The sequence below is a fragment of the Nonomuraea sp. NPDC049646 genome (assembly GCF_044465525.1).
GTDB lineage: Bacteria > Actinomycetota > Actinomycetes > Streptosporangiales > Streptosporangiaceae > Nonomuraea.
On the sequence record NZ_JBITLU010000031.1, the window covers coordinates 33,327 to 51,495 of the forward strand.

Consider the following 18,169-nt stretch of genomic DNA (forward strand, 5'->3'; position numbering starts at 1 on the left):
GAGCCATGCCCATCAGGTCGTTCCCCGAGCCGGACGTTCCCACGGACCTGCTGGCCCAGGTGCGCGACCTGCAACGGGAGGCCTGGCCCGGCCACGACTTCCCCGCGCCCGACGGCGGCGGCCCCGCGCACGACCCCGCCCTCGCCCCCCGCACCATGCTCCTGCTCGACGAGGGCACGGTCGTGGCGGCCCTGGACATCCTGTCCAAGACCCTCGGCCACGCCGGCCACCGGTTCCGCGCCGCGGGCCTGAGCACCGTCGTGACCAGGAAGGCGGCCCGCGGCCGTGGGCACGGCCGCCGCCTGGTGAGCGCCGCGCGCGCGGCCATCGCCGAGGCGGGCTTCGACGTCGCCCTGTTCACCTGCGACCGGCCGCTCCAGGGCTTCTACGAGAGCGCCGGCTGGTCGATGATCCCCGGCGCGGTGCTGGTCGGCGGCACCCCGCAGGCGCCCTTCCCCAGCGACCTGCCCGGGTTCGACAAGGTCACGATGGGCGACTTCCCCTCGCCTCACGGCCGGGCGCACCGGCTGTCGTTCCACCACGCGCGCGTCGAGCTCCACCCGGGGGAGATCGACCGGCTCTGGTGAGCCCGCCTCAGGCGTCCCGGCCGCGCCGGACCAGCGGCAGGAAGACCTCGTCCACGATCTCCACCAGGACGTCGTCGGGCGCGCTGGGCGCCCCCCGCACCACGAACTCGTTGCGCAGCAGCACGATGGCCACCGTGGCGACCCGCGGGCGCAGCGACCCGGGGGCGGCCTCCCCGCGGGCCACCGCCCGTTCCAGGACGGCCAGCCAGGGCGCGGCCACCGCGTCGTCCGACTGCTCCTGGAGCTCGGCCAGCAGCTCGGCGGCGCCGCCCGCGGCGGCGATCAGGTCGCGCAGGATCGCGCCGAGCGGCGAGCTCCAGTAGCGGTTGGCCCGGCGCAGCAGCTCCAGGGCGTCGCCGCGCAGCTCGCCGGTGTCGGGCGGCGAGACCGTCCTGGCCAGCCGCTTGTAGGCGGCGACGCCGAGCGCCAGGCGGCCCGGCCAGCGGCGGTAGATGGCGTTCTTGTTGGTGCCGGCGCGGGCGGCGACCTTGTCCATGGTCAGCGCGGCGAACCCCGACTCGGTGAGCTCGTCGGCCGCCGCGCTCAGGATCGCCTCCTCCAGCGCGGCCCCGCGCCGCCGTGTCCGCCCGCCTGCCCCGGCCATCGCCACCCTCCTCGGTCTGAGGGTACCGACCGTACCTCAAATGGGTTAAGGTACGGGCAGTACCGTAAATGTGAGAGGACCACCCATGCGTGCCAAAGGCATCAGCTACGACACCGGCTTCGTCGTCAACGGGACGATCGGCCACCCGGGATTCGACCCCGACGTGGTGGCGCGCGAGATGCGCGTCATCCGGGACGACCTGCACTGCACGGCCGTCCGCGTCATGGGCGGCGACCCCGAACGCCTGGAGATCGCCGCCGGGCACGCCGCCGACCTCGGCCTGGAGGTCTGGTTCTCGCCCTACCCGCTGGAGATGACCGAGGAGGAGATGCTGGCGCTGTTCGCCGACTGCGCCGAGCGCGCCGAACGGCTCAGGCGGCGCGGCGCCGAGGTGGTCTTCGTCACCGGCGCCGAGCTGTGCCTGATGAGCAAGGGCTTCCTGCCCGGTGACGACATCGACGAGCGGGTCGCCCTGCTGAGCCGTCCCGACCAGGTCCGCGAGCTGGTCGGCGGCGTCCGCGCGGGGGTCAACGACTTCCTGCGGCGGGCGGTGGCCGTCGTGCGCGAGCGGTTCGGCGGCCGGGTGACCTACGCCTCCGTGCCGCTCGAAGGCGTCGACTGGACGCCGTTCGACCTCGTCTCCGTGGACCTCTACCGCTCGGCCGAGATCGTGGACGTGTTCGAGCAGGGCGTGCGCGACCTCGTCGCCCAGGGCAGGCCGGTCGCGATCACCGAGTTCGGCTCGGCGACCTACCGCGGCGCCGGCGACCGGGGCGCGCTCGGCCTGGAGATCGTCGAGTACGCCCCGGGCACCCGCGAGCCCCTCCGGCTGACCGGCGAGCACGCCCGCGACGAGGAGGGCCAGGCCGCGTACGTGCGCGAGCTGCTGGAGCTCTTCGACGCCGCCGGCGTGGACAGCACCTTCGTGTTCACCTTCGCGCTGCGCGACCACCCGCACCGCCCCGACGGCGACCCCCGCGACGACCTGGACCTGGCCAGCTACGGCGTCGTCAAGGTCTACGAGGACCGCGCCGGCACCGCCTACCCCGGCCTGCCCTGGGACCCCAAGGCCGCCTTCGCCGCCGTCGCGGGCCACTACGCCAAGCACTGACGTGACGCTCCCCGCCACCACACTCGGCCGCACCGGCCTGCGCGTGAGCCGCCTCGGCTACGGCGCCATGGAGCTGCGCGGCCCCCGCGCCTGGGGCCCGCCGGTGTCCGACGACGCGGCCCGCGCCGTGCTGAACGAGGCCCTCGACGCCGGGGTGAACCTCATCGACACCGCACCCGACTACGGCGACGCCGAGGAGCACATCGGCCGCTGGATCGCCCACCGCCGCGACGAGTTCGTCCTGGCGGGCAAGTGCGGCTGCTCCCTCGCCGACGGCGACCCCGCGCACGACTACACGAGGGCGAACGTCCGCGCGGGCGTCGAGCGGAGCCTGCGCCGGATGCGCACCGGCCATCTCGACGTCCTGATGGTGCACCTCAGCCCGAGCCTCGCCGTGATGGAGGCCGAGGACACCATCGCCGGGATGCTGGCACTGAAGGACGAGGGCCTGATCCGCTTCACCGGAATGTCGGGGGAGCTGCCGCACCTTCCCGATCACGTCGCGACGGGCGCGTTCGACGTGTTCCTGCTGCCCTACTCGGCGCTCGACCGCTCCCACGAAGGGCTCGTCGGGGCCGCCGCGGCGAGCGGGGCGGGCACGGTCGCCCGCGGGGCGGTGGCCCGCTCGCTCGCGCCGCCGCCCGCGGCCGTGCCCGAGCCGGTGCGCCGGCCGCTGGCCGAACGCCACGCCCGGCTCGCCGCCGCCCGCCTGGAGGAGCTGGCGGACGGCGCGCCGGTGACCGAACTGCTGCTCCGGTTCATCCTCGGACATCCGGAGCTGCACTCGGTGATCGTCGGCTCGGCCCGGCCGGAGCACCTGCGGGCCAACGTCGCCGCCGCCCGCAAGGGGCCGCTGCCGCCCGACGTGGACGCGGCCGTCCGCGCCCGCCTGGGCCCGGCCCAGCGGAGGCGGGTCACTGGTCGTCGAGGAAGGTGAGGACGGCCAGCACCCGGCGGTGGCCGCCGTCCGAGACGGCCAGGCCGAGCTTGGCGAAGATGCTGCCGATGTGCTTGTGCACCGCGTTGTCGGTGATCGTCAGCCGCTCGCCGATCTCGGTGTTGCTCAGGCCCTGGGCCATCCACGACAACACCTCCCGCTCCCGGCCGGTGAGGCTGTCCAGGCCGTGGCCCCGCCCGACCATGAGCTGGGCGATGACCTCGGGGTCCATGACCGTGCCGCCCGCGGCCACCCGGCGGACGTCCTCGACGAACTGGCTCACCCGGCTGACCCGGTCCTTCAGCAGGTAACCGACGCCGCCGGAGCCGTGGGCCAGCAGCTCGCGGGCGTAGATGCGCTCGACGTACTGGGACAGGACCAGGATGGGCAGGGCGGGGTCGGCGCGCCGGAGGGCGACGGCGGCCTTGATGCCCTCGTCGCGGAACGACGGCGGCAGCCGCACGTCGGCGATCACCAGGTCGGGCCGGTGCTCGGTGACGGCGTCCAGCAGGCCGGCGGCGTCCGGCACGACCGCGGCCACCTCGATGTCCTTGCTGTTCAGGAGCAGTTCCAGCCCCGTGGACAGCAGGACGTTGTCCTCGGCGATCACGACGCGCACGGCAGCTCCACGACGAGACGGGTGGGCCCTCCGGGAGGGCTGTCGATGGACAAGGTACCGTCGAGCGCGGCGGCCCTCCTGCGGATGCCGGTGACGCCGGTGCCGCGGCTCTCGTCCACGCCGCCCTTGCCGTCGTCGCAGACCTCGATGCGCAGCACGCGGCCGGACGCCAGCCGTACGGTGACGTGGCCGGCGCCGCTGTGCTTGGTGGCGTTCGTGACCGCCTCGGCCACGATGAAGTAGGCCGCCGTCTCGACCGCGGCGGGCACGGCGCCGAGGCCGCTGACGTCCGTCTCGACGGGCAGGCCGGCCTTGGCCGTCACGGCGGCCACCGCGCCGGCCAGCCCCCTGTCGGCCAGGACGGGCGGGTACATCGTGCGGATCACCTGCCGCAACTCGGTCATCGCCTCCTCGGTGCCCTCGTGCGCGTCCTGCAGCAGCCGGCCGACGGGCCCGCCGTCGTCGTCGAGCGCCTCGCGGGCCATGGCCAGCCGCATCGCGATGGCGACCAGCCGGGCCTGGGTGCCGTCGTGCAGGTCGCGCTCGATGCGGCGCAGCTCGGCGGCGTGCGCGTCGAGGACGTTCGACCTGCTCTCGGTCAGCTCGCCGACCCGCTCGGCCAGCCGGTCGGCCTGCGAGGGGGCGAGCGCGGCCAGGCAGGTGCGGGCGTGCACCCGGGCCAGCCGCGGCAGCGCCCACCAGGCCAGCGGCGCGGCCAGGACGACCTGCGCGACGCCCATGCCGATCGCCTGCTGCCACCCGGTGACCGGGAAGGCCACCAGCAGCCGCAACGGCTCGTCGGCGGGGAACAGCCACCACAGCGGGGCCTCCAGCACGGGGTTCACCAGCAGCCCGGCCACCCCGAGCGCGGCCAGCGCGGCGGGCAGGCCGACGACGACGTGCAGCGCCGTCCAGCGCAGGTCGCGCCTGGCCCGCGTCCCGGTGAGGAGCTCCCGCCACCGGTCGCGCACCCCGGTCCCGGCGGGCGGCGCCGGGCGCGCCGGCACGGCGACCCCCAGCACCGCGCCGGCCTGCGCGCGCTGCCACTCGGTCCACCGGTGGAGCACCGCCATCATGCGCGGCACCAGCACGAGCCCCGCCCCGCCCACCGGGACGAGCAGGACGCCCGCGACGAGCACCGCCAGCCAGACCATCGCCGCCAGGGCCGACGCGAACACGATCAAGTGATACCGAACGAACCGCCACAGAGCTTTCACGTCACGTCATGATCTTCCGGGCGGGTAGCTCCATGGCGAGGGACACAATCGTCATCACTGCCAGGATAGAGGCCGGTACCAGCCACAACGGCCCGGCGGGCAGCGGACGGGCCAGGAAGCCCACGCTCAGCAGCACCAGCGGCACCGCCGACAGCACCAGCCCCGACACCGACGCCCCCGCGCCGACGAGCAGCGCCTCCCACCGCACCACCCGCCTGAGCTGACGCCGGGTCAGCCCGATCGCGCGCAGCCCGGCGAACTCCTCCCGGCGCGCGGTCGTCGTCGCCACCAGCCGGTTGGCCACCGACACCAGCACGTAGCCCAGCAGCACGGCGAGCACGGCCACGTTCACCAGCGTCTGGGCCGAGGCCATGGCGGCCTGCGGTCCCTCGGCGTCGCCGTCGAAGCGCAGCCCGGGGCGGCGCGCGAGGTCGCCGAAGTCGGCAGGACGGGCCAGCACCGCGCTGTCCAGGCCGCTCGTGGTGTGCGCGGCGGCCAGGTCGCGGGAGACCACGATCGGGCCGAACCCGAGGCCGCGCCGGTAGGTGGCGGCCACCCGCGCCCGCACCCGCGCGCCGTCGCCCATGATCACGTCCATGCTCTGGCCCACCTGGCCCAGGCCCGCTTCCACGGCGACGGCCGCGCCCTTGAGGCCGGACAGGCCGCCGTCGGCGACGTCCAGGTCGACCAGGCCCTCGGCGTCCGGGCCGAGCGCCATGGCGGGCCTGGCCATCAGGGCGGGGCTGTCGCCGGTCAGCAGCGGCTCGGTCACCACGGTCGTCATCGCCATGCCCGCCGCCTTCGTCCGCGACCGCACGTCGTCCAGCAGGTCGCGGGGGACGCCGCCGAGCTCCGGAGCGGTGATCGTGACGAGACCGCGCAGGCCCAGGGCGACCTCGTCGGCGCGCGCCCGCTCCATCGTGGTCTGGGAGAGCACCACGCTGAGGCCGAGCGTGACGACCATGCCGAGGGCGGCCACGGCCCCGGCGGTGCGCAGCGCGTAACCGTTGGAGTTGTGCACCGCCAGCCACAGCGGGCCGGGCAGCCGCGCCATGAGCCGCGACCCGGCCACCGCCCCGGCCACCCCCTGCACCAGCCGCGGACCGGCCAGCGCCAGGCCGATCACCGCGACGATCGACGCGATGCCCGGACCGATCATGCCCGCCTCGCCCCGCATGAACAGCGGCGTCACGGACAGCGCCAGCGCGCCGAGCATGAGCAGCAGCCCCGCCCGGGTCCGCGCGGGCGACGGCGTGCGCGGCTCGGGCAGCCCGGAGACCACCGGCATGCGCGAGACCCGCAGCGACCCCGCCCACGCCGCCACCCGCGTGACGCCGAGCAGCAGCAGCGTCGCGGCCACGGCCGGCAGCGGCCCGTACACCAGCGGCTGGTCCGGGCGCACCAGCCCGATCCCGGCCAGCAGCTCGCCGAAGCGGGCGGCCAGGAAGTAGCCGAGCGCGGCCCCGAACGGCACGGCCGGCAGCGCCGCCGCCGCGGCCTGGACGGCCACCAGCCTGCGCACCTGACGCGGCGTCGCGCCGGCCGCGCGCAGCAGGGCGAGGTCGCGGCGCTGCCGGTTGACCGACAGCGCCAGGCCGCCGCCCACCACGAACCCGACCACCAGCAGGCTGATCCCGCCGATCGAGGAGGGCAGGATCAGCAGCAGCCCGCGACCGGCCGCCGCGGCCGGCGACTCCACGTCGGCCCGGTCCCGGCCCGTGGCGTAGGCGTAGCCGTCGCCCAGGCCGGCCTTCAGCCGGGCGGCCAGCGTCTCGGGGGAGACGCCGGGCGCCGCGCGGACCGCGACGAGGTCCACCGTCCCCGCCCGGCCCGCCGTCCTGGCGGCCAGGTCGGCGGCGACGGCGTCGGTGAAGTACACGCCGGGGGCGTCCACCACGGCGCTCACCCGGTAGGTGCCCGGCGTGCCGGCCGCCGTCAGCCGCAGCCGGTCGCCGACCCGCGCGCCGCTGACCGCGATCTCGTCGGCGGCGCGCGGCGCCCGTCCGGCGGTGATCCGGCCGCTCAGCGCGAGGGACGACCAGCCGTGCCCGGCAGTGGCCGGGTCGGCGGTCCGCCCGGCCGTCCCGGACCCGACGGCGGCGGGAAAGGCGAGGTCGCCGGCCACGGCCGCCACGCCGGGCACCCCGGACGCCGCGGCGACCAGCGAGCCGGGGATCCTGGCGCGTTCGGGCAGCGCGATGTCCGGCTCCTCCTTCAGCGGGATCGCCTGCCGGGCCGAGACCAGCACGTCCGCGCCCGACAGCCGCAGGGGCGGCTGCGCGCGGAAGGCCGAGTCCACCAGCACGCCGGTCCCGGTCACCAGCGCCATCCCGCCCAGCACCGCCGCGAACACCACGACCAGCCCGCCCGCCTTGGCGAGCGCCAGCGCGAGCCTGATCACGCGACCCGCTCCCCGCTCAGCCGCGCCAGCCGTACGGCCAGGTCCTCGGCGGTCGGGGCGGGCAGGACGTCGAGCACCCGCCCGTCGGCCATGACCACGGTGTCGTGCGCGCGGGCCGCGGCGGCCGGGTCGTGGGTGACCATGACGACGGTCTGGCCCAGGTCGTCGACCAGCTCGCGCAGCAGGTCCAGCACGTGGGCGGCGCTGCGCAGGTCGAGGGCGCCGGTGGGCTCGTCGGCGAACACCACGTCCGGGCGCGCGGCCAGGGCCCGGACGATCGCCGCCCGCTGCTGCTGGCCGCCCGACAGCTCCGTGGGCAGGTGCCGCATGCGGTCGCGCAGGCCCATCCGGTCGACCAGCTCGCCGAGCCAGGCCCGGTCCGGGCGCACCCCGGCCATCCGCAACGGCAACGTGACGTTGTCCTCGACGGTCACGGTGGGCAGCAGGTTGTAGGACTGGAACACGTAGCCCAGGTGCTTCCTGCGCCACTCCGTGCGCCGGGTCTCCGACATGCGGGTGACCTCGACGCCGCAGATGGTGATCTCGCCGGACGTCGGCGGCTCCAGGGCCGCGGCGGCCTGCAGCAGGGTGCTCTTGCCCGAGCCCGACGGCCCCATCACGGCCACGAACCGGCCGCGCGGGAAGGCCAGCGAGACGTCGTCGAGGGCGACCACGTCACCGTAGGTCTTGCTCACCCGCTCCAGCGTGACGACCGCCTCCATGACGGGCCTCACGAACGCGCTCACGGCCGCGCTCCCGACCGGCCGCCGGCGAAGCGCAGGATCAGCAGCCCGGCGATGCCCACCACGCCCACCACGCCCGACGCCAGCCCGACGGGGTTCAGATCGCCCCGCGTGACGATGTTGGCCGCCACGTTCACCGAGGCCCCGCACACCGCCATGATCCACAGCAGGGAACGCAGCACCGGTCGCCGCGGCCGGGTACGCGGGCTGCGCGCCGGCTGCTCATATGTGTCAATTCTGTACGGATCGCTCATGAGGACAACGCTATGGACGCAGGTCCCCGCGCTGAATCCCGCCAGCAACCGAAGTAACGGTACAGACTGCTGTAGTACGTACGACCACGGATCGGGAGGAAGACACGGTGCAGCGGATCGGGGTCATCGGGGTGGGCGAGATCGGCCGGGCCCTCGTGACGGGCCTGTGCGAGGGTCCCGGCGAGCGTCCCGAGGTGTTCCTCTCCCCGAGGGGTGCGCGCGCGGCGGCGGAGCTGGCGCAGCGCCACGCCGGCGTGCACGTGTGCGCCTCCAACCAGGAGGTGGCGGACCGCGCCGACCTGGTCGTCATCGCCGTGCGCCCGCCGGACCGGCACGACGCGCTGGCCGGCCTGCGCGTGGACGACGACACGATCGTGGTCAACGTGATGGCCGGCGTCGCCGCCGAGGAGCTGCGCAAGCTCCTGGACACCCGCGCCGCCCTGGTACGCGCGATCCCCCTGCCCGCCGTCCGCGACCGCGGCTCCGTCACGGTGACCTGGCCGTCGCACCCGGTGACCGACGCCCTGTTCGAACGGCTGGGCGGCGTGCTCGCAGCCGAGGACGAGGCGGCCTTCAACGTCTTCTCCGCGCTGACCGCCTCGCTCACCACCCACCTGTCCTACCTGGCCACGCTCAGCACGTGGGCCGCCGGGCACGGCGTGCCGCCCGAGGTGGCCGAGGGCTACGTCCGCGGCCTGTTCCAGGGGCTCGGCCGGGCCCTGGGCGACGACAGCCGCCCGCTGGCGCGGCTGGCGGCCGACCACGAGACCCCGAACGGCAGCAACGAACGCGTCCGCACCACCTGGTTCACCCCGGCCAGGTCGCAGGCCCTGGCCGACACGCTCGACGACCTGCTCGACCGCCTCACCTGACCGGGGCTCAGCCGGGCCGGCGGGCGACGGTCAGCAGGTGGCCGCTGGCGCCCAGGAGCGAGGGCTCCGACTCCATCGAGCGCTGGGCGTCCAGCAGCAGGGCCCGGCGGTCCGGGTCGTCGAGCCAGTCGTCGACGTCGCCGTGCAGCCAGAAGGTGCCCTCCAGGCCGTGGCGGGCGGCGCCGGGCAGCCCGGCCTCGGCGAACTCGGCGGCCACCTCGTCCGGATGGTGGAAGTAGGCGGAGAAGCCGCGCCTGGGGGAGAGCATGACGCCGTCCGCCGCGGCGGCGCGGGCCGCCTCCCGCTGCCGTTCCTCCAGGTAGGTGCCGAGGTTGACGGTGTCGAGCACGGCCGCGTACCGGTTGATGGTGGCCGCGGCCACCACCCCGCCGGGCCGTACGGCGCGCCGGGCCTCGCCCAGGGCCCGCAGCCGGTCGGCCCGGTCGGCCAGGTGGTAGAGCGGGCCCAGCAGCAGGACGGCGTCCGCCCCGCCGTCGGGCACGGGGAGCCGCCGCGCGTCGCCGACCCGGGCGCGCAGCCCCGGCACCCTCGCCGCCCGTTCCACGTGCAGCGGCACCGGGTCCAGCAGTTCCACCTCGTAGCCGTCGGCCAGCAGCCATTCGGCGTGCACGCCGGTGCCGCCGCCCACGTCGAGCACCCGGGCGGGGGCCGGCGGCAGCGTGCGGCGCAGCACGTCCTGGGTGCGCCAGAACTCCAGGCGGCCGCGGCCCTCGCGCAGCCGGTCGTGCTCCAGGTCCTGGGCGTAGTAGGCGAGTACCTCGCGGGTCACGGTCATGATCGATCGTGGCCGCCCCGCCGGGCCGGAGGCAACGAGTTTTCCCCGCGCCGCGCACTTCGTTATCCGAGCGTGTAAATTTACCCTTATGGATAACAATCAGGTCTGGCGGCTCGTCCGGATCCTCTTCGCCGCCGTGCTGCTCCTGTCGATCGCCACGCTCGGCGTGGCCGCCGTCGTCGGCGGCAACTGGGTGGTGTGGCTGCGCGCCGCCGCCGTCGCCGCCGCCTCCGCCTGGCTCGTCTCACTCGCCGGGCAGGCCGCCCGCGGCAGACGGGCCGCCTACGTGCGCATCCGCTTCGTCTCCGTCGCCGCGCCCATCGGCGTGGTGCTCATCCTCCTCGCGCCGGACAGCGGCTACCCGCTGTGGATGAAGGCCGAGCAGGCCGTGGTCGGCGTCCTGGTCGCCGCCGTCGCGGTCGTCGTCAACCGCCGTGCCGTGCGTGCGGCGTTCCCGAAGCGTGGCAAGCTGGGCTGACATGGAGAGCTCCGGAACCCGACAGGCGGCCACCGAGGCACGCAAGGCCCAGATCGCCTCGGCCGCGATCGCCGTGCTCGCCGAGCGGGGTTACCCGGAGACCACGTTCGAGGCCATCTGCCACCATGCCGGGCTCAGCAGCAAGAGGCTGATCTCCTACCACTTCTCCACCAAGGAGCAGCTCTTCGAGGCCGTCGTCCGGCAGGTCGTCTCCGACGCGGCCGCCTTCATGCGGCCGGCCATCGAGGCCGCGTCCGGAGCCCGTGCCCAGCTGGAGGCGTTCATCAGGGCGAACGTCGCCTTCATCGCCGCCCATCCGGCCCACGTGCGCGCGGTCCAGCAGATCGCGTTCAACCGCGCGCCCGTGGGGGGCGGCGAGCGGGACGCCGCCATCGCCCGGCTGGTGGCCCTGTTCGACGGCGGGCAGCGCAGCGGCGCGTTCCGGCCGTTCGACAGCGTCCTGATGGCCACGTCCCTGCGCGCCGCCATCGACGCGGTGGCCGACCGGCTCGCCGGCGGCCTCGACCCCGACCACTGCGCCGACGAGCTCGCCGACCTCTTCGACCGCGCCACCGCGAGAACGCCCCGCCCGTTCTGACCGGCCGTCGGGCATGATGGTCGGCATGCCGGCCCTCGTCGATCCCACGCCCGGGTTGCGGGCATCGTTCCTGGAGGCGGTGGCCGAGTTCCGGGCCGACCGCGACTTCCCGGTCCCGTGGTTCGTCCAGGACGTCGATCCCGCGGCGCTGACCGATCCGGTGGCCTTCGCGGCCTACGTCCGGCGGGTGCTGGGCGAGCGCGCCCAGGCGGGCGTGCGCGAGGGGTTCGTGCCGATGACCACGCTGTGGTGGGCCGACGGCGACCGGTTCCTCGGCCGGCTGGCCGTCCGCCACCGGCTCACCCCGGAGCTGGCGCGGCTCGGCGGCCACATCGGCTACGACGTGCGCCCAGGCGCCCGCCGCCGGGGCCACGCGACGGCGATGCTGGCCGCGGCGCTGCCGATCGCCCGGCGATTGGGCATCGAGCGCGCGCTGGTCATGTGCGACCTGGCCAACACGGCCTCACGCAAGGTCATCGAGGCCAACGGCGGGCGGCTGCTCGACCTCACCGAACGCAAACGCCGCTACCTGGTGCCCACCGGGCCCGGATAGCCGCGGTCCTCGCGCAGCAGCAGCTCGATGCCGTCGAGCAGGCGGTGGATGCCGAATTCGAAGATGTTCTCCGGCTCCGACGCCTCGAACGCCTCGTCCCCGAACTCCGACACCATCGGCAGCCGCGCCGCCCCGATGCTGCGCGCGAACGCCTCCTTGCGCGCCCGCGCCCACTCCCGGCGGCTGTGGCGGCTGGTACGGGCGGCCTGCGCCTCGTGGGCGAGCGGCACGGCGGCGCTCTGCACGTACGTACCGATCATGATGGCGACCTGGACGAGCGTGGCGAAGTCGAGCCCGTGGCCGTCGAGGGCGCGCATGCGCCAGTCGGTGTAGGCCATCAGCGCGGGCGCGACCGGCGGCCGGGTGGTCACCGCCACCAGGTGCGACACCCAGGGGTGCCGCCGGTAGAGCTCCCACTCCTGCCGGGCCGAGAGCTCCAGCCTGGCCCGCCAGCCGTCGGGCCCCGGCTCGGGCAGCGGGCGGGCGGCGAAGACGGCGTCGACCATGAGGTCGTTGAGCTCCTCGCGGCTCGGGACGTACCGGTAGAGGGACATGACGCCCACGCCGAGGACGGTCGCGATCCGCCGCATCGACACGGCGGCGACGCCCTCCCGGTCGGCGAGCGCGATCGCGGCCCGCACGACCCGGTCCTGGTCGAGCGCCGCCTCGGCCGCCCGCCCTGCGGGCATCGATCCCGCCGGCACCGCGGGGTCGTCGGCGGGCGGCGGCTCGGCGAGCCGCGCCCGGTAGGCCCTGGTGCGGCAGGCGCGCGAGCAGTAGCGCCGGGGCCGCCCCCGCTCGGCCGCCCGCAGCTCCCGCCCGCACACCTCGCACGCCGCCACGCCGCCCCCTTTTTCGTCACAAGCAATTTGTGTGACGAAATTATACTCCATGCCTTTTACGTCGCACTAATCGGAAATTGCAGTACGGTGTATTTATGACTCGTGCATCGTACGACACTTCTGTGACGAAAATAGCTCTTGAACTGCACCATGTGACGAAACGCCACGGCCAGGGCCCGACGGCCGTGACGGCGCTCGACGACGTGTCCCTGGCGATCCCCGCCGGCGCCTTCACCGCCGTGATGGGCCCCTCCGGCTCGGGCAAGAGCACCCTGCTGCACTGCGCCGCGGGCCTGGACCGCCCCGACTCCGGCTCGGTCGTCCTGGACGGCCACCGCCTGGACGGCCTGGGCGAGGCGGCGCTGACCCGGTTGCGCCGCGAGCGGATGGGGTTCGTCTTCCAGTCCTTCAACCTGGTGCCCACCCTGACCGTGGCGCAGAACGTGACCCTGCCCATGGAGTTCGCCGGCCGCCGCGCCGACGGGCGCCGGGTCCGCGCCCTGCTCACCCGGCTGGGCCTGGGGGAGCGGACGGGACACCGGCCCGGCGAGCTGTCCGGCGGCCAGCAGCAGCGGGTGGCGATCGCCCGCGCGATCTTCGGCCGCCCGGCCGTCCTGTTCGCCGACGAGCCCACCGGCGCCCTCGACACGCAGGCGGCCCGCGAGGTGCTGAGCCTCCTGCGCCAGGCGTCCGCCCAGGACGGGCAGACGATCGTGATGGTCACCCACGACCCGGTGGCCGCCTCCTACGCCGACGCCGTGGTGTTCTTCGCCGACGGGCGGATCGCCGACCACCTGCCGCGCCCCGACGCCGCCACGGTCGCGGCCCGGATGGCCCGCCTGTCAGCGCCCGTCCACGCGGGGGGCGTGCGATGAGGTGGCGGCTGGCCCTCGGCACGATCCGCGCCCACCGGGCGTCCCACCTGGCCTCGGCCGCCGTCATGGCCGCCGGGACCGCGCTGCTCACGGCGTTCGCGAGCCTGCTGGAGACCGGCCTGGCCACGGGCCGCGACCCCGGGTTCCTGGTCATGCTGCCGGCCATCCTGGGCGGCTGGACCGTGGCGATCGTGGCCTTCGGCGTCGTGTCCACCGTCTCGCTCACCATCGGCCATCGCGAGCGGGAGCTGGCCCTGCTGCGGTCCATCGCGGCCACCCCGCGCCAGATCCGGCAGGACGTCGTGCTGGAGACGGTCGCGGTGGCCGTCCCCGCGATCCTCGCCGGGCTGCTGCCGGGCGCCGGGCTCGGCGCGGTCGTGCTCGGCAGGCTGGTGGACGGCGGGCTCGTGGAGGGCGGCACCGGGCTGGTGGCCGGATGGGCGAGCGCCGCGATCGGCGCGGGCACGTCCCTGGCCGCGGCCCTGGCCGCCGCGCTGATCTCCAGCAGGCGCGCCGCGTCCGTCCCGCCGGTGCGAGCGCTGGCCGCCGCACCCGGCGGCACGGTCGGCGGCGCTCTCGGGCGGGGGCGCGTGATCGGCGGCGGCGCGCTGCTGGCGGTGGGGCTGAGCCTGTCCGTGACGACCCTGTTCATGGACGACGGCCCGCTCCTGTCCAGCACCGCCGGCCCGGCCGGGGTCGCCGTCGCGGTCGGCCTGGCCCTGCTCAGCCCGCTGTTCGTCGCGCCGGTGGGATGGCTCTCCCGGGCCCGGCTCGGCGCGGCCGGGCGGCTGGCCGCCCGCAACCTGCACGCCCGCGCCCGGCACGCCGGCGGCGTGGCCGGGCCGCTGATCCTCCTGGTCGGCATCGCCGCCGGGACGCTCTACATGCAGAGCACCGAGGACAGCCTCCACCGGACCGCGGCCGACGTCAGCGGCCGCCTCGCCCCGGTCAACTACCTGGTCGTCGCCATGATCATCACGTTCACCGCGATCGTCGTGGTCAACACGCTGATCGCGGCCACCCGGCGGCGCGGCCGGGAGTTCGGGCTGCTGCGGCTGTCGGCCGCCACGCGCGGGCAGGTCATGGCCACGGTCGTGGCCGAGGGCACGGTGACGGCGGTCGTGGCCGTCGTGCTCGGCACGGTCGCCGCCGCGGCGACCACCGTCCCCTACAGCCTGGTCAAGACCGGCTCGCCGCTGCCGTCCGGGCCGTGGTGGACGTACGCGGCCGTCGCGGGCGGGGCGCTGCTGCTCGTCCTGGCGGCCTCGATCCCGACGGCCGCGGGAGCGCTGCGCGTCCGTCCGGTGGACGCGCTGTCCGCCCCCTGACCCGCGTGCGGGACGGCGTGCGACCGGCGGCCGGGGTCAGGGGCGCTGCCCGCGCTGGACGGCCCGCAGGTCCAGCCAGCCGATCAGCTTGACGTCCTCGCCGTCCAGGACCTCGCGGACGTCGGGGTCGGTGAACAGGGCGAGCTCCCAGCCGCGCTTGGCCGCACCCGGCATGATGGCGCGCAGCTCGTCGGTGTCCTCGAAGGGATGGATGTAGATCTCCGTCACGCCCGGCCGCAGCGAGCGCAGCAGCCCGATCATGTCCTTCTTGAGCGAGTCGTAGTCCTCGCCCTCGGCCTGGTGGAAGGGCAGCGACCACAGGTGGTCGAGGATGACCACCCCGGCCTCGTCGGCCATCGCGGCCAGGGCCCGGGCCACGGGCTCCAGCTCCTCCGGCGCGCCGGTGCCGGCCAGCGAGCGGGGCAGGCGGAAGGGCAGGCCGAACTCGGCGCACACCGGCAGGACGACGTCCAGGAAGTGGCGGCCGGTGGCCAGGCCGTACAGGCTGCCCATGTGGTTGTCGGCGTGCGAGGGGTCCAGGCCGAGCGCGACGGCCTTGCGGATCTGGTTGACGATCTCGACGCGGACCTCGCCGGGGTCGGCGGACCGCTCGAAGGAGGCGCAGTCGCGGAAGAAGTAGCCGGCCTCGTCCACCAGCGTGGGGACGGGCCGGTCGCGGGTGACCGGCCCCCAGCGGTAGCCCTCCCACTCGCTGGTCAGCGTCAGGTGCACCCCGACGTCGAAGCCCGCGGCCTGCGCGGCGGCCTGCGGCGCCCACGGGCAGGGCGTCATCACCGTGGCCGAGCTGATCGCCCCCGCCCGCAGGAGGGAGGTGACGCCGAGGTTGGCCGACCGGCTCATGCCGTAGTCGTCGGCGTTGACGATGAGCAGCCGGTCGTCGGGGGCGTGGCCGAGCCGGGAGGCGAGCGTCATCAGCGAACCCTTCGTAGGTGGCGGCCGGTGGACGACCCCGCGCGACCGATCGTGCAGCACCGCGCCGACCTTCGTCAATCACCGTCCGGCGATCAGAGCCCGAAGGACGTGAGGTCGAGCGCGGCCAGCCGGTCGGGGTCGGCCAGGATGTCGATCGCGGCGATCCGGCCGTCGCTGACGGTGAAGCTCATGACCGAGTACAGCCTGCCTTCGACGGTGTTGACCAGCCCCGCCAGGCCGTTGACGAGCGCCGGGCGGGCGACCACCCCGATCGAACGGCGGAAGGCGGCGGCCTGCCCGGCCACCTCCGCGGCGCCGCGGACGACCCTCATGCCGCCGGTGAGCAGGCCGCCGTCGGCGCGCAGCACCACGTCCGGATCGAGGACGGCCAGCAGCGCGTCGAAGTCGCCCTCGCGGGCCGCGGCCAGGAACGCCTCCACCACCCGGCGCTGACCGGCGAGGTCGGGATCGGGGGCCGGGGCCGCGCCGCGCACCCGCTGACGCGCCCGGCTGGCCAGCTTCTTGGCCGTCGCCGGCGTGCGCTCCACGATGGGCGCGATCTGCTCGAACGGCAGGCCGAACAGGTCGTGCAGCACGAACGCCAGCCGCTCGGCCGGCGACAGCGACTCCAGCACGACCAGCAGCGCCAGGCCCACCGAGTCGGCCATCAGCGCCTCCTGCTCGGGGCCCGCGGCCGGGTCGGCGGCCTCGGCGCGTCCGACCACCGGGTCCGGCAGCCGCGCCTCCAGCGGCTCCTCCCGCAGGGCCTTGCGGGCGCGCAGGAGGTCCAGGCAGACCCGGCTCACCACGGTGGTCAGCCAGGCGCCCAGGTTGGCGATGTCGCCCGAGTCCGAGCGCGCCAGCCGCAGCCACGCCTCCTGGACCGCGTCCTCGGCCTCGGTCAGCGAGCCGAGCATGCGGTAGGCGACCGCCTTCAGCCGGGGACGATGCCCCTCGAACCGGTCGGCCAGCAGGTCATGGGCAGTCATGGCGATATTTCCTCTCAAGGGTGACATGCTCATTCTGCTGACGCACCGGACCGGACAAAGGTGACCGCGGCCCCGGACAAAGGTGATCACGGCCCGGACCCTTGCCGGGCGCGCGCGTCCGCGAGACGGTGGCCGGATGCGTGACATCCCCGGCCCTCCTCCCGCGGCGGACGGCGGGCTGAGCGCCATCGCGGCCGCCGGCGGCCTGCACACCTACCAGCTACGGCTGCACGAGCGGTACGGCCCGCTGGTGCGCTTCCAGCTCCCCGGCGCGCCGGCCGCGATCTCGGTGGCCGACCCCGTGCTGCTGGAGGCCACGGCCGCGATCGACGAACGCCCCGGCAAGCTCTTCGAGTTCCTGGCCCCCCTCTGCGAGGCCGGCAACCTGCAGACGCTGCCCGCCGCCGAGCACGGCCCCTTCCGCCGGGTGCTGCTGTCGGTGCTCGCCGGCCGCCGCTCGCACGAGGCGCACTTCGCCGGCTTCGTCACCCTGGCCACCGAGCTGGCCGACCGCTGGGAGCGCCGCGCCGCCGACGGCCCGGTGGCGCTCCAGCAGGACCTGAGCGAGCTGTCCCTGCGCATGATCGCCCAGTACGCCCTGGGCGGCGGCCTGGCCGACCCGGCGCGGGTGGTGAGCGCGTTCGAGACCGTGCTGACCGTCCACCTCGGCCGCCTGTACGAGCGCGACGACGACCTCGCGCGCGCCGACCGGGCGCTGGCCCACCTGCGCGAGGTCGTGGACGGCGTGCTGGCCCGCGGCGGCAGCGAGCTGGTCACCGCCCTGGCACGGGCGGACATGTCGCCCGCCCGGATCAGGGACACCGTGCTCATGATCATGCTCGCCGCCCACCACACCACCGGCGTGGCCGTCTCCTGGACCCTGCACCTGCTCGCCCGCCACCCCGGTCCGGCCGCGCGCGTGGCCGCCGAGCTGGACGACGTGCTGGGCGGGCGCGCCGCCCCCGGCTACGCCGACCTGCGGCGCCTGCCGTACCTGGAGATGGCGCTCAAGGAGTCGATGCGGCTCTACCCGCCCGGTCCGTACGGCGCCCGCGAGACCACCGAGGACCTCACCCTGGACGGCCACCACGTCCCGGCGGGCACCACGATCTTCTATCCCTTCTGGGCCGTGCACCTCGACCCCCGCCACTGGCCGGACCCGCACGCCTTCCGGCCCGCCCGCTTCACCCCCGAGGAGCAGGCCGCCCGCCACCGCTACGCCTACCTGCCCTTCGGCCTCGGGCCGCGCGGCTGCGAGGGCGCGAGCCTGGCCATGGTGGAGGCCGAGCTGGTGCTCGCCGTGCTGCTCAGGAGGTTCGCCTTCGAGCCGGTCGAGGACCATCCGGTGACGCCCGTCGAACGGTTCGTGCTGTGGGCCGAGCACGACATCCGGATGCGGCTGACCCGCCGTCCCGGCTGAGCCGCCGTCCTC

Annotated in this window: 20 protein-coding genes; 10 read left to right on the forward strand and 10 right to left on the reverse strand. The window is 75.2% G+C overall.

Annotated features, from left to right (window positions below):
• Positions 1-5 precede the first annotated feature (5 nt).
• Positions 6-587, forward strand: a complete 582-nt coding sequence (locus ACIBQ8_RS49095) for a GNAT family N-acetyltransferase (protein ID WP_397195647.1) — start codon at positions 6-8, stop codon at positions 585-587.
• Positions 588-594: 7 nt separating this feature from the next.
• Here ACIBQ8_RS49095 and ACIBQ8_RS49100 read toward each other — a convergent pair whose 3' ends face one another.
• The gene (locus ACIBQ8_RS49100) at positions 595-1,191 is read right to left on the reverse strand and encodes a TetR/AcrR family transcriptional regulator (protein WP_397179092.1); all 597 of its coding nucleotides are present in this window, start codon (positions 1,189-1,191) and stop codon (positions 595-597) included.
• A gap of 85 nt (positions 1,192-1,276) precedes the next feature.
• On the opposite strand from ACIBQ8_RS49100, the gene ACIBQ8_RS49105 reads away from it, so the two are divergent.
• Positions 1,277-2,302, forward strand: a complete 1,026-nt coding sequence (locus ACIBQ8_RS49105; RefSeq protein ID WP_397179093.1) for a hypothetical protein — start codon at positions 1,277-1,279, stop codon at positions 2,300-2,302.
• Position 2,303: 1 nt separating this feature from the next.
• Positions 2,304-3,239: an aldo/keto reductase gene (locus ACIBQ8_RS49110; protein WP_397195648.1), complete on the forward strand. Its 936-nt coding sequence runs from the start codon at positions 2,304-2,306 to the stop codon at positions 3,237-3,239.
• Here the strand turns inward: ACIBQ8_RS49110 and ACIBQ8_RS49115 are convergent.
• Genes ACIBQ8_RS49115 through ACIBQ8_RS49135 form a run of 5 tightly spaced genes read right to left on the reverse strand, consistent with a single transcriptional unit; the run spans position 3,217 to position 8,473 of the window.
• Positions 3,217-3,858: a response regulator gene (locus ACIBQ8_RS49115; RefSeq protein WP_397195649.1), complete on the reverse strand. Its 642-nt coding sequence runs from the start codon at positions 3,856-3,858 to the stop codon at positions 3,217-3,219. The two genes, ACIBQ8_RS49110 and ACIBQ8_RS49115, sit on opposite strands and share 23 nt — an antisense overlap.
• Positions 3,846-5,036: a sensor domain-containing protein gene (locus ACIBQ8_RS49120; RefSeq protein WP_397195650.1), complete on the reverse strand. Its 1,191-nt coding sequence runs from the start codon at positions 5,034-5,036 to the stop codon at positions 3,846-3,848. Before ACIBQ8_RS49120 ends, ACIBQ8_RS49115 begins: the two co-directional genes overlap by 13 nt.
• 40 nt (positions 5,037-5,076) lie before the next feature.
• Positions 5,077-7,476 carry an FtsX-like permease family protein gene (locus ACIBQ8_RS49125; RefSeq protein ID WP_397195651.1) on the reverse strand — a complete coding sequence of 800 codons (2,400 nt, stop codon included), beginning with the start codon at positions 7,474-7,476 and terminating at the stop codon, positions 5,077-5,079.
• Positions 7,473-8,198, reverse strand: a complete 726-nt coding sequence (locus ACIBQ8_RS49130) for an ABC transporter ATP-binding protein (RefSeq protein ID WP_352363770.1) — start codon at positions 8,196-8,198, stop codon at positions 7,473-7,475. Before ACIBQ8_RS49130 ends, ACIBQ8_RS49125 begins: the two co-directional genes overlap by 4 nt.
• Positions 8,199-8,218: 20 nt before the next feature.
• Complete coding sequence (locus ACIBQ8_RS49135; protein WP_397195652.1) at positions 8,219-8,473, reverse strand: hypothetical protein; 255 nt, start codon at positions 8,471-8,473, stop codon at positions 8,219-8,221.
• A 107-nt stretch (positions 8,474-8,580) separates the two neighbouring features.
• Between ACIBQ8_RS49135 and ACIBQ8_RS49140 the strand changes: the two genes are divergently transcribed.
• Positions 8,581-9,345: an NAD(P)-binding domain-containing protein gene (locus tag ACIBQ8_RS49140; RefSeq protein WP_397195653.1), complete on the forward strand. Its 765-nt coding sequence runs from the start codon at positions 8,581-8,583 to the stop codon at positions 9,343-9,345.
• A gap of 7 nt (positions 9,346-9,352) precedes the next feature.
• On the opposite strand, the gene ACIBQ8_RS49145 is transcribed toward ACIBQ8_RS49140, so the two are convergent.
• Entirely contained in the window at positions 9,353-10,141 is a 789-nt protein-coding gene (locus ACIBQ8_RS49145) for a class I SAM-dependent methyltransferase (protein WP_397179100.1), read from the reverse strand.
• Between the two features lie 88 nt (positions 10,142-10,229).
• Here ACIBQ8_RS49145 and ACIBQ8_RS49150 point away from each other — a divergent pair, with 88 nt between their 5' ends.
• The 3 genes from ACIBQ8_RS49150 to ACIBQ8_RS49160 are packed head-to-tail and all read left to right on the forward strand — an operon-like array spanning position 10,230 to position 11,770.
• Positions 10,230-10,619, forward strand: a complete 390-nt coding sequence (locus ACIBQ8_RS49150) for a hypothetical protein (RefSeq protein ID WP_352330754.1) — start codon at positions 10,230-10,232, stop codon at positions 10,617-10,619.
• Position 10,620: 1 nt separating this feature from the next.
• Positions 10,621-11,217, forward strand: a complete 597-nt coding sequence (locus tag ACIBQ8_RS49155; protein WP_397195654.1) for a TetR/AcrR family transcriptional regulator — start codon at positions 10,621-10,623, stop codon at positions 11,215-11,217.
• A gap of 25 nt (positions 11,218-11,242) precedes the next feature.
• Positions 11,243-11,770: a GNAT family N-acetyltransferase gene (locus ACIBQ8_RS49160; protein WP_397179102.1), complete on the forward strand. Its 528-nt coding sequence runs from the start codon at positions 11,243-11,245 to the stop codon at positions 11,768-11,770.
• Here the strand turns inward: ACIBQ8_RS49160 and ACIBQ8_RS49165 are convergent.
• On the reverse strand, positions 11,743-12,612 hold the full coding sequence (locus ACIBQ8_RS49165) for a TetR/AcrR family transcriptional regulator (protein ID WP_397195655.1): 870 nt from the start codon (positions 12,610-12,612) through the stop codon (positions 11,743-11,745). The two genes, ACIBQ8_RS49160 and ACIBQ8_RS49165, sit on opposite strands and share 28 nt — an antisense overlap.
• Before the next feature lie 95 nt (positions 12,613-12,707).
• Here ACIBQ8_RS49165 and ACIBQ8_RS49170 point away from each other — a divergent pair, with 95 nt between their 5' ends.
• Both ACIBQ8_RS49170 and ACIBQ8_RS49175 read left to right on the forward strand, forming a co-directional pair.
• Positions 12,708-13,487, forward strand: coding sequence for an ABC transporter ATP-binding protein (locus tag ACIBQ8_RS49170; RefSeq protein ID WP_397195656.1), 780 nt, complete (start codon positions 12,708-12,710; stop codon positions 13,485-13,487).
• Positions 13,484-14,815 carry an FtsX-like permease family protein gene (locus ACIBQ8_RS49175; RefSeq protein ID WP_397195657.1) on the forward strand — a complete coding sequence of 444 codons (1,332 nt, stop codon included), beginning with the start codon at positions 13,484-13,486 and terminating at the stop codon, positions 14,813-14,815. Before ACIBQ8_RS49170 ends, ACIBQ8_RS49175 begins: the two co-directional genes overlap by 4 nt.
• 36 nt (positions 14,816-14,851) lie before the next feature.
• On the opposite strand, the gene ACIBQ8_RS49180 is transcribed toward ACIBQ8_RS49175, so the two are convergent.
• Positions 14,852-15,748: a polysaccharide deacetylase family protein gene (locus ACIBQ8_RS49180; RefSeq protein WP_397179106.1), complete on the reverse strand. Its 897-nt coding sequence runs from the start codon at positions 15,746-15,748 to the stop codon at positions 14,852-14,854.
• 92 nt (positions 15,749-15,840) lie between these two features.
• On the reverse strand, positions 15,841-16,737 hold the full coding sequence (locus ACIBQ8_RS49185) for a sigma-70 family RNA polymerase sigma factor (protein ID WP_397195658.1): 897 nt from the start codon (positions 16,735-16,737) through the stop codon (positions 15,841-15,843).
• A 136-nt stretch (positions 16,738-16,873) separates the two neighbouring features.
• On the opposite strand from ACIBQ8_RS49185, the gene ACIBQ8_RS49190 reads away from it, so the two are divergent.
• Positions 16,874-18,157 carry a cytochrome P450 gene (locus tag ACIBQ8_RS49190; protein WP_397195659.1) on the forward strand — a complete coding sequence of 428 codons (1,284 nt, stop codon included), beginning with the start codon at positions 16,874-16,876 and terminating at the stop codon, positions 18,155-18,157.
• Positions 18,158-18,169: the final 12 nt, after the last annotated feature.

What these genes read in the sequence shown, in the direction of transcription:
- ACIBQ8_RS49095 (WP_397195647.1), top strand. Translation starts at nt 6, where the DNA reads ATGCCCATCAGGTCGTTCCCCGAGCCGGACGTTCCCACGGACCTGCTG.
- ACIBQ8_RS49100 (WP_397179092.1), bottom strand. Translation starts at nt 1,191, where the DNA reads ATGGCCGGGGCAGGCGGGCGGACACGGCGGCGCGGGGCCGCGCTGGAG.
- ACIBQ8_RS49105 (WP_397179093.1), top strand. Translation starts at nt 1,277, where the DNA reads ATGCGTGCCAAAGGCATCAGCTACGACACCGGCTTCGTCGTCAACGGG.
- ACIBQ8_RS49130 (WP_352363770.1), bottom strand. Translation starts at nt 8,198, where the DNA reads ATGGAGGCGGTCGTCACGCTGGAGCGGGTGAGCAAGACCTACGGTGAC.
- ACIBQ8_RS49135 (WP_397195652.1), bottom strand. Translation starts at nt 8,473, where the DNA reads ATGAGCGATCCGTACAGAATTGACACATATGAGCAGCCGGCGCGCAGC.
- ACIBQ8_RS49145 (WP_397179100.1), bottom strand. Translation starts at nt 10,141, where the DNA reads ATGACCGTGACCCGCGAGGTACTCGCCTACTACGCCCAGGACCTGGAG.
- ACIBQ8_RS49150 (WP_352330754.1), top strand. Translation starts at nt 10,230, where the DNA reads ATGGATAACAATCAGGTCTGGCGGCTCGTCCGGATCCTCTTCGCCGCC.
- ACIBQ8_RS49155 (WP_397195654.1), top strand. Translation starts at nt 10,621, where the DNA reads ATGGAGAGCTCCGGAACCCGACAGGCGGCCACCGAGGCACGCAAGGCC.
- ACIBQ8_RS49160 (WP_397179102.1), top strand. Translation starts at nt 11,243, where the DNA reads ATGCCGGCCCTCGTCGATCCCACGCCCGGGTTGCGGGCATCGTTCCTG.
- ACIBQ8_RS49170 (WP_397195656.1), top strand. Translation starts at nt 12,708, where the DNA reads ATGACTCGTGCATCGTACGACACTTCTGTGACGAAAATAGCTCTTGAA.
- ACIBQ8_RS49175 (WP_397195657.1), top strand. Translation starts at nt 13,484, where the DNA reads ATGAGGTGGCGGCTGGCCCTCGGCACGATCCGCGCCCACCGGGCGTCC.
- ACIBQ8_RS49180 (WP_397179106.1), bottom strand. Translation starts at nt 15,748, where the DNA reads ATGACGCTCGCCTCCCGGCTCGGCCACGCCCCCGACGACCGGCTGCTC.
- ACIBQ8_RS49185 (WP_397195658.1), bottom strand. Translation starts at nt 16,737, where the DNA reads ATGACTGCCCATGACCTGCTGGCCGACCGGTTCGAGGGGCATCGTCCC.
- ACIBQ8_RS49190 (WP_397195659.1), top strand. Translation starts at nt 16,874, where the DNA reads ATGCGTGACATCCCCGGCCCTCCTCCCGCGGCGGACGGCGGGCTGAGC.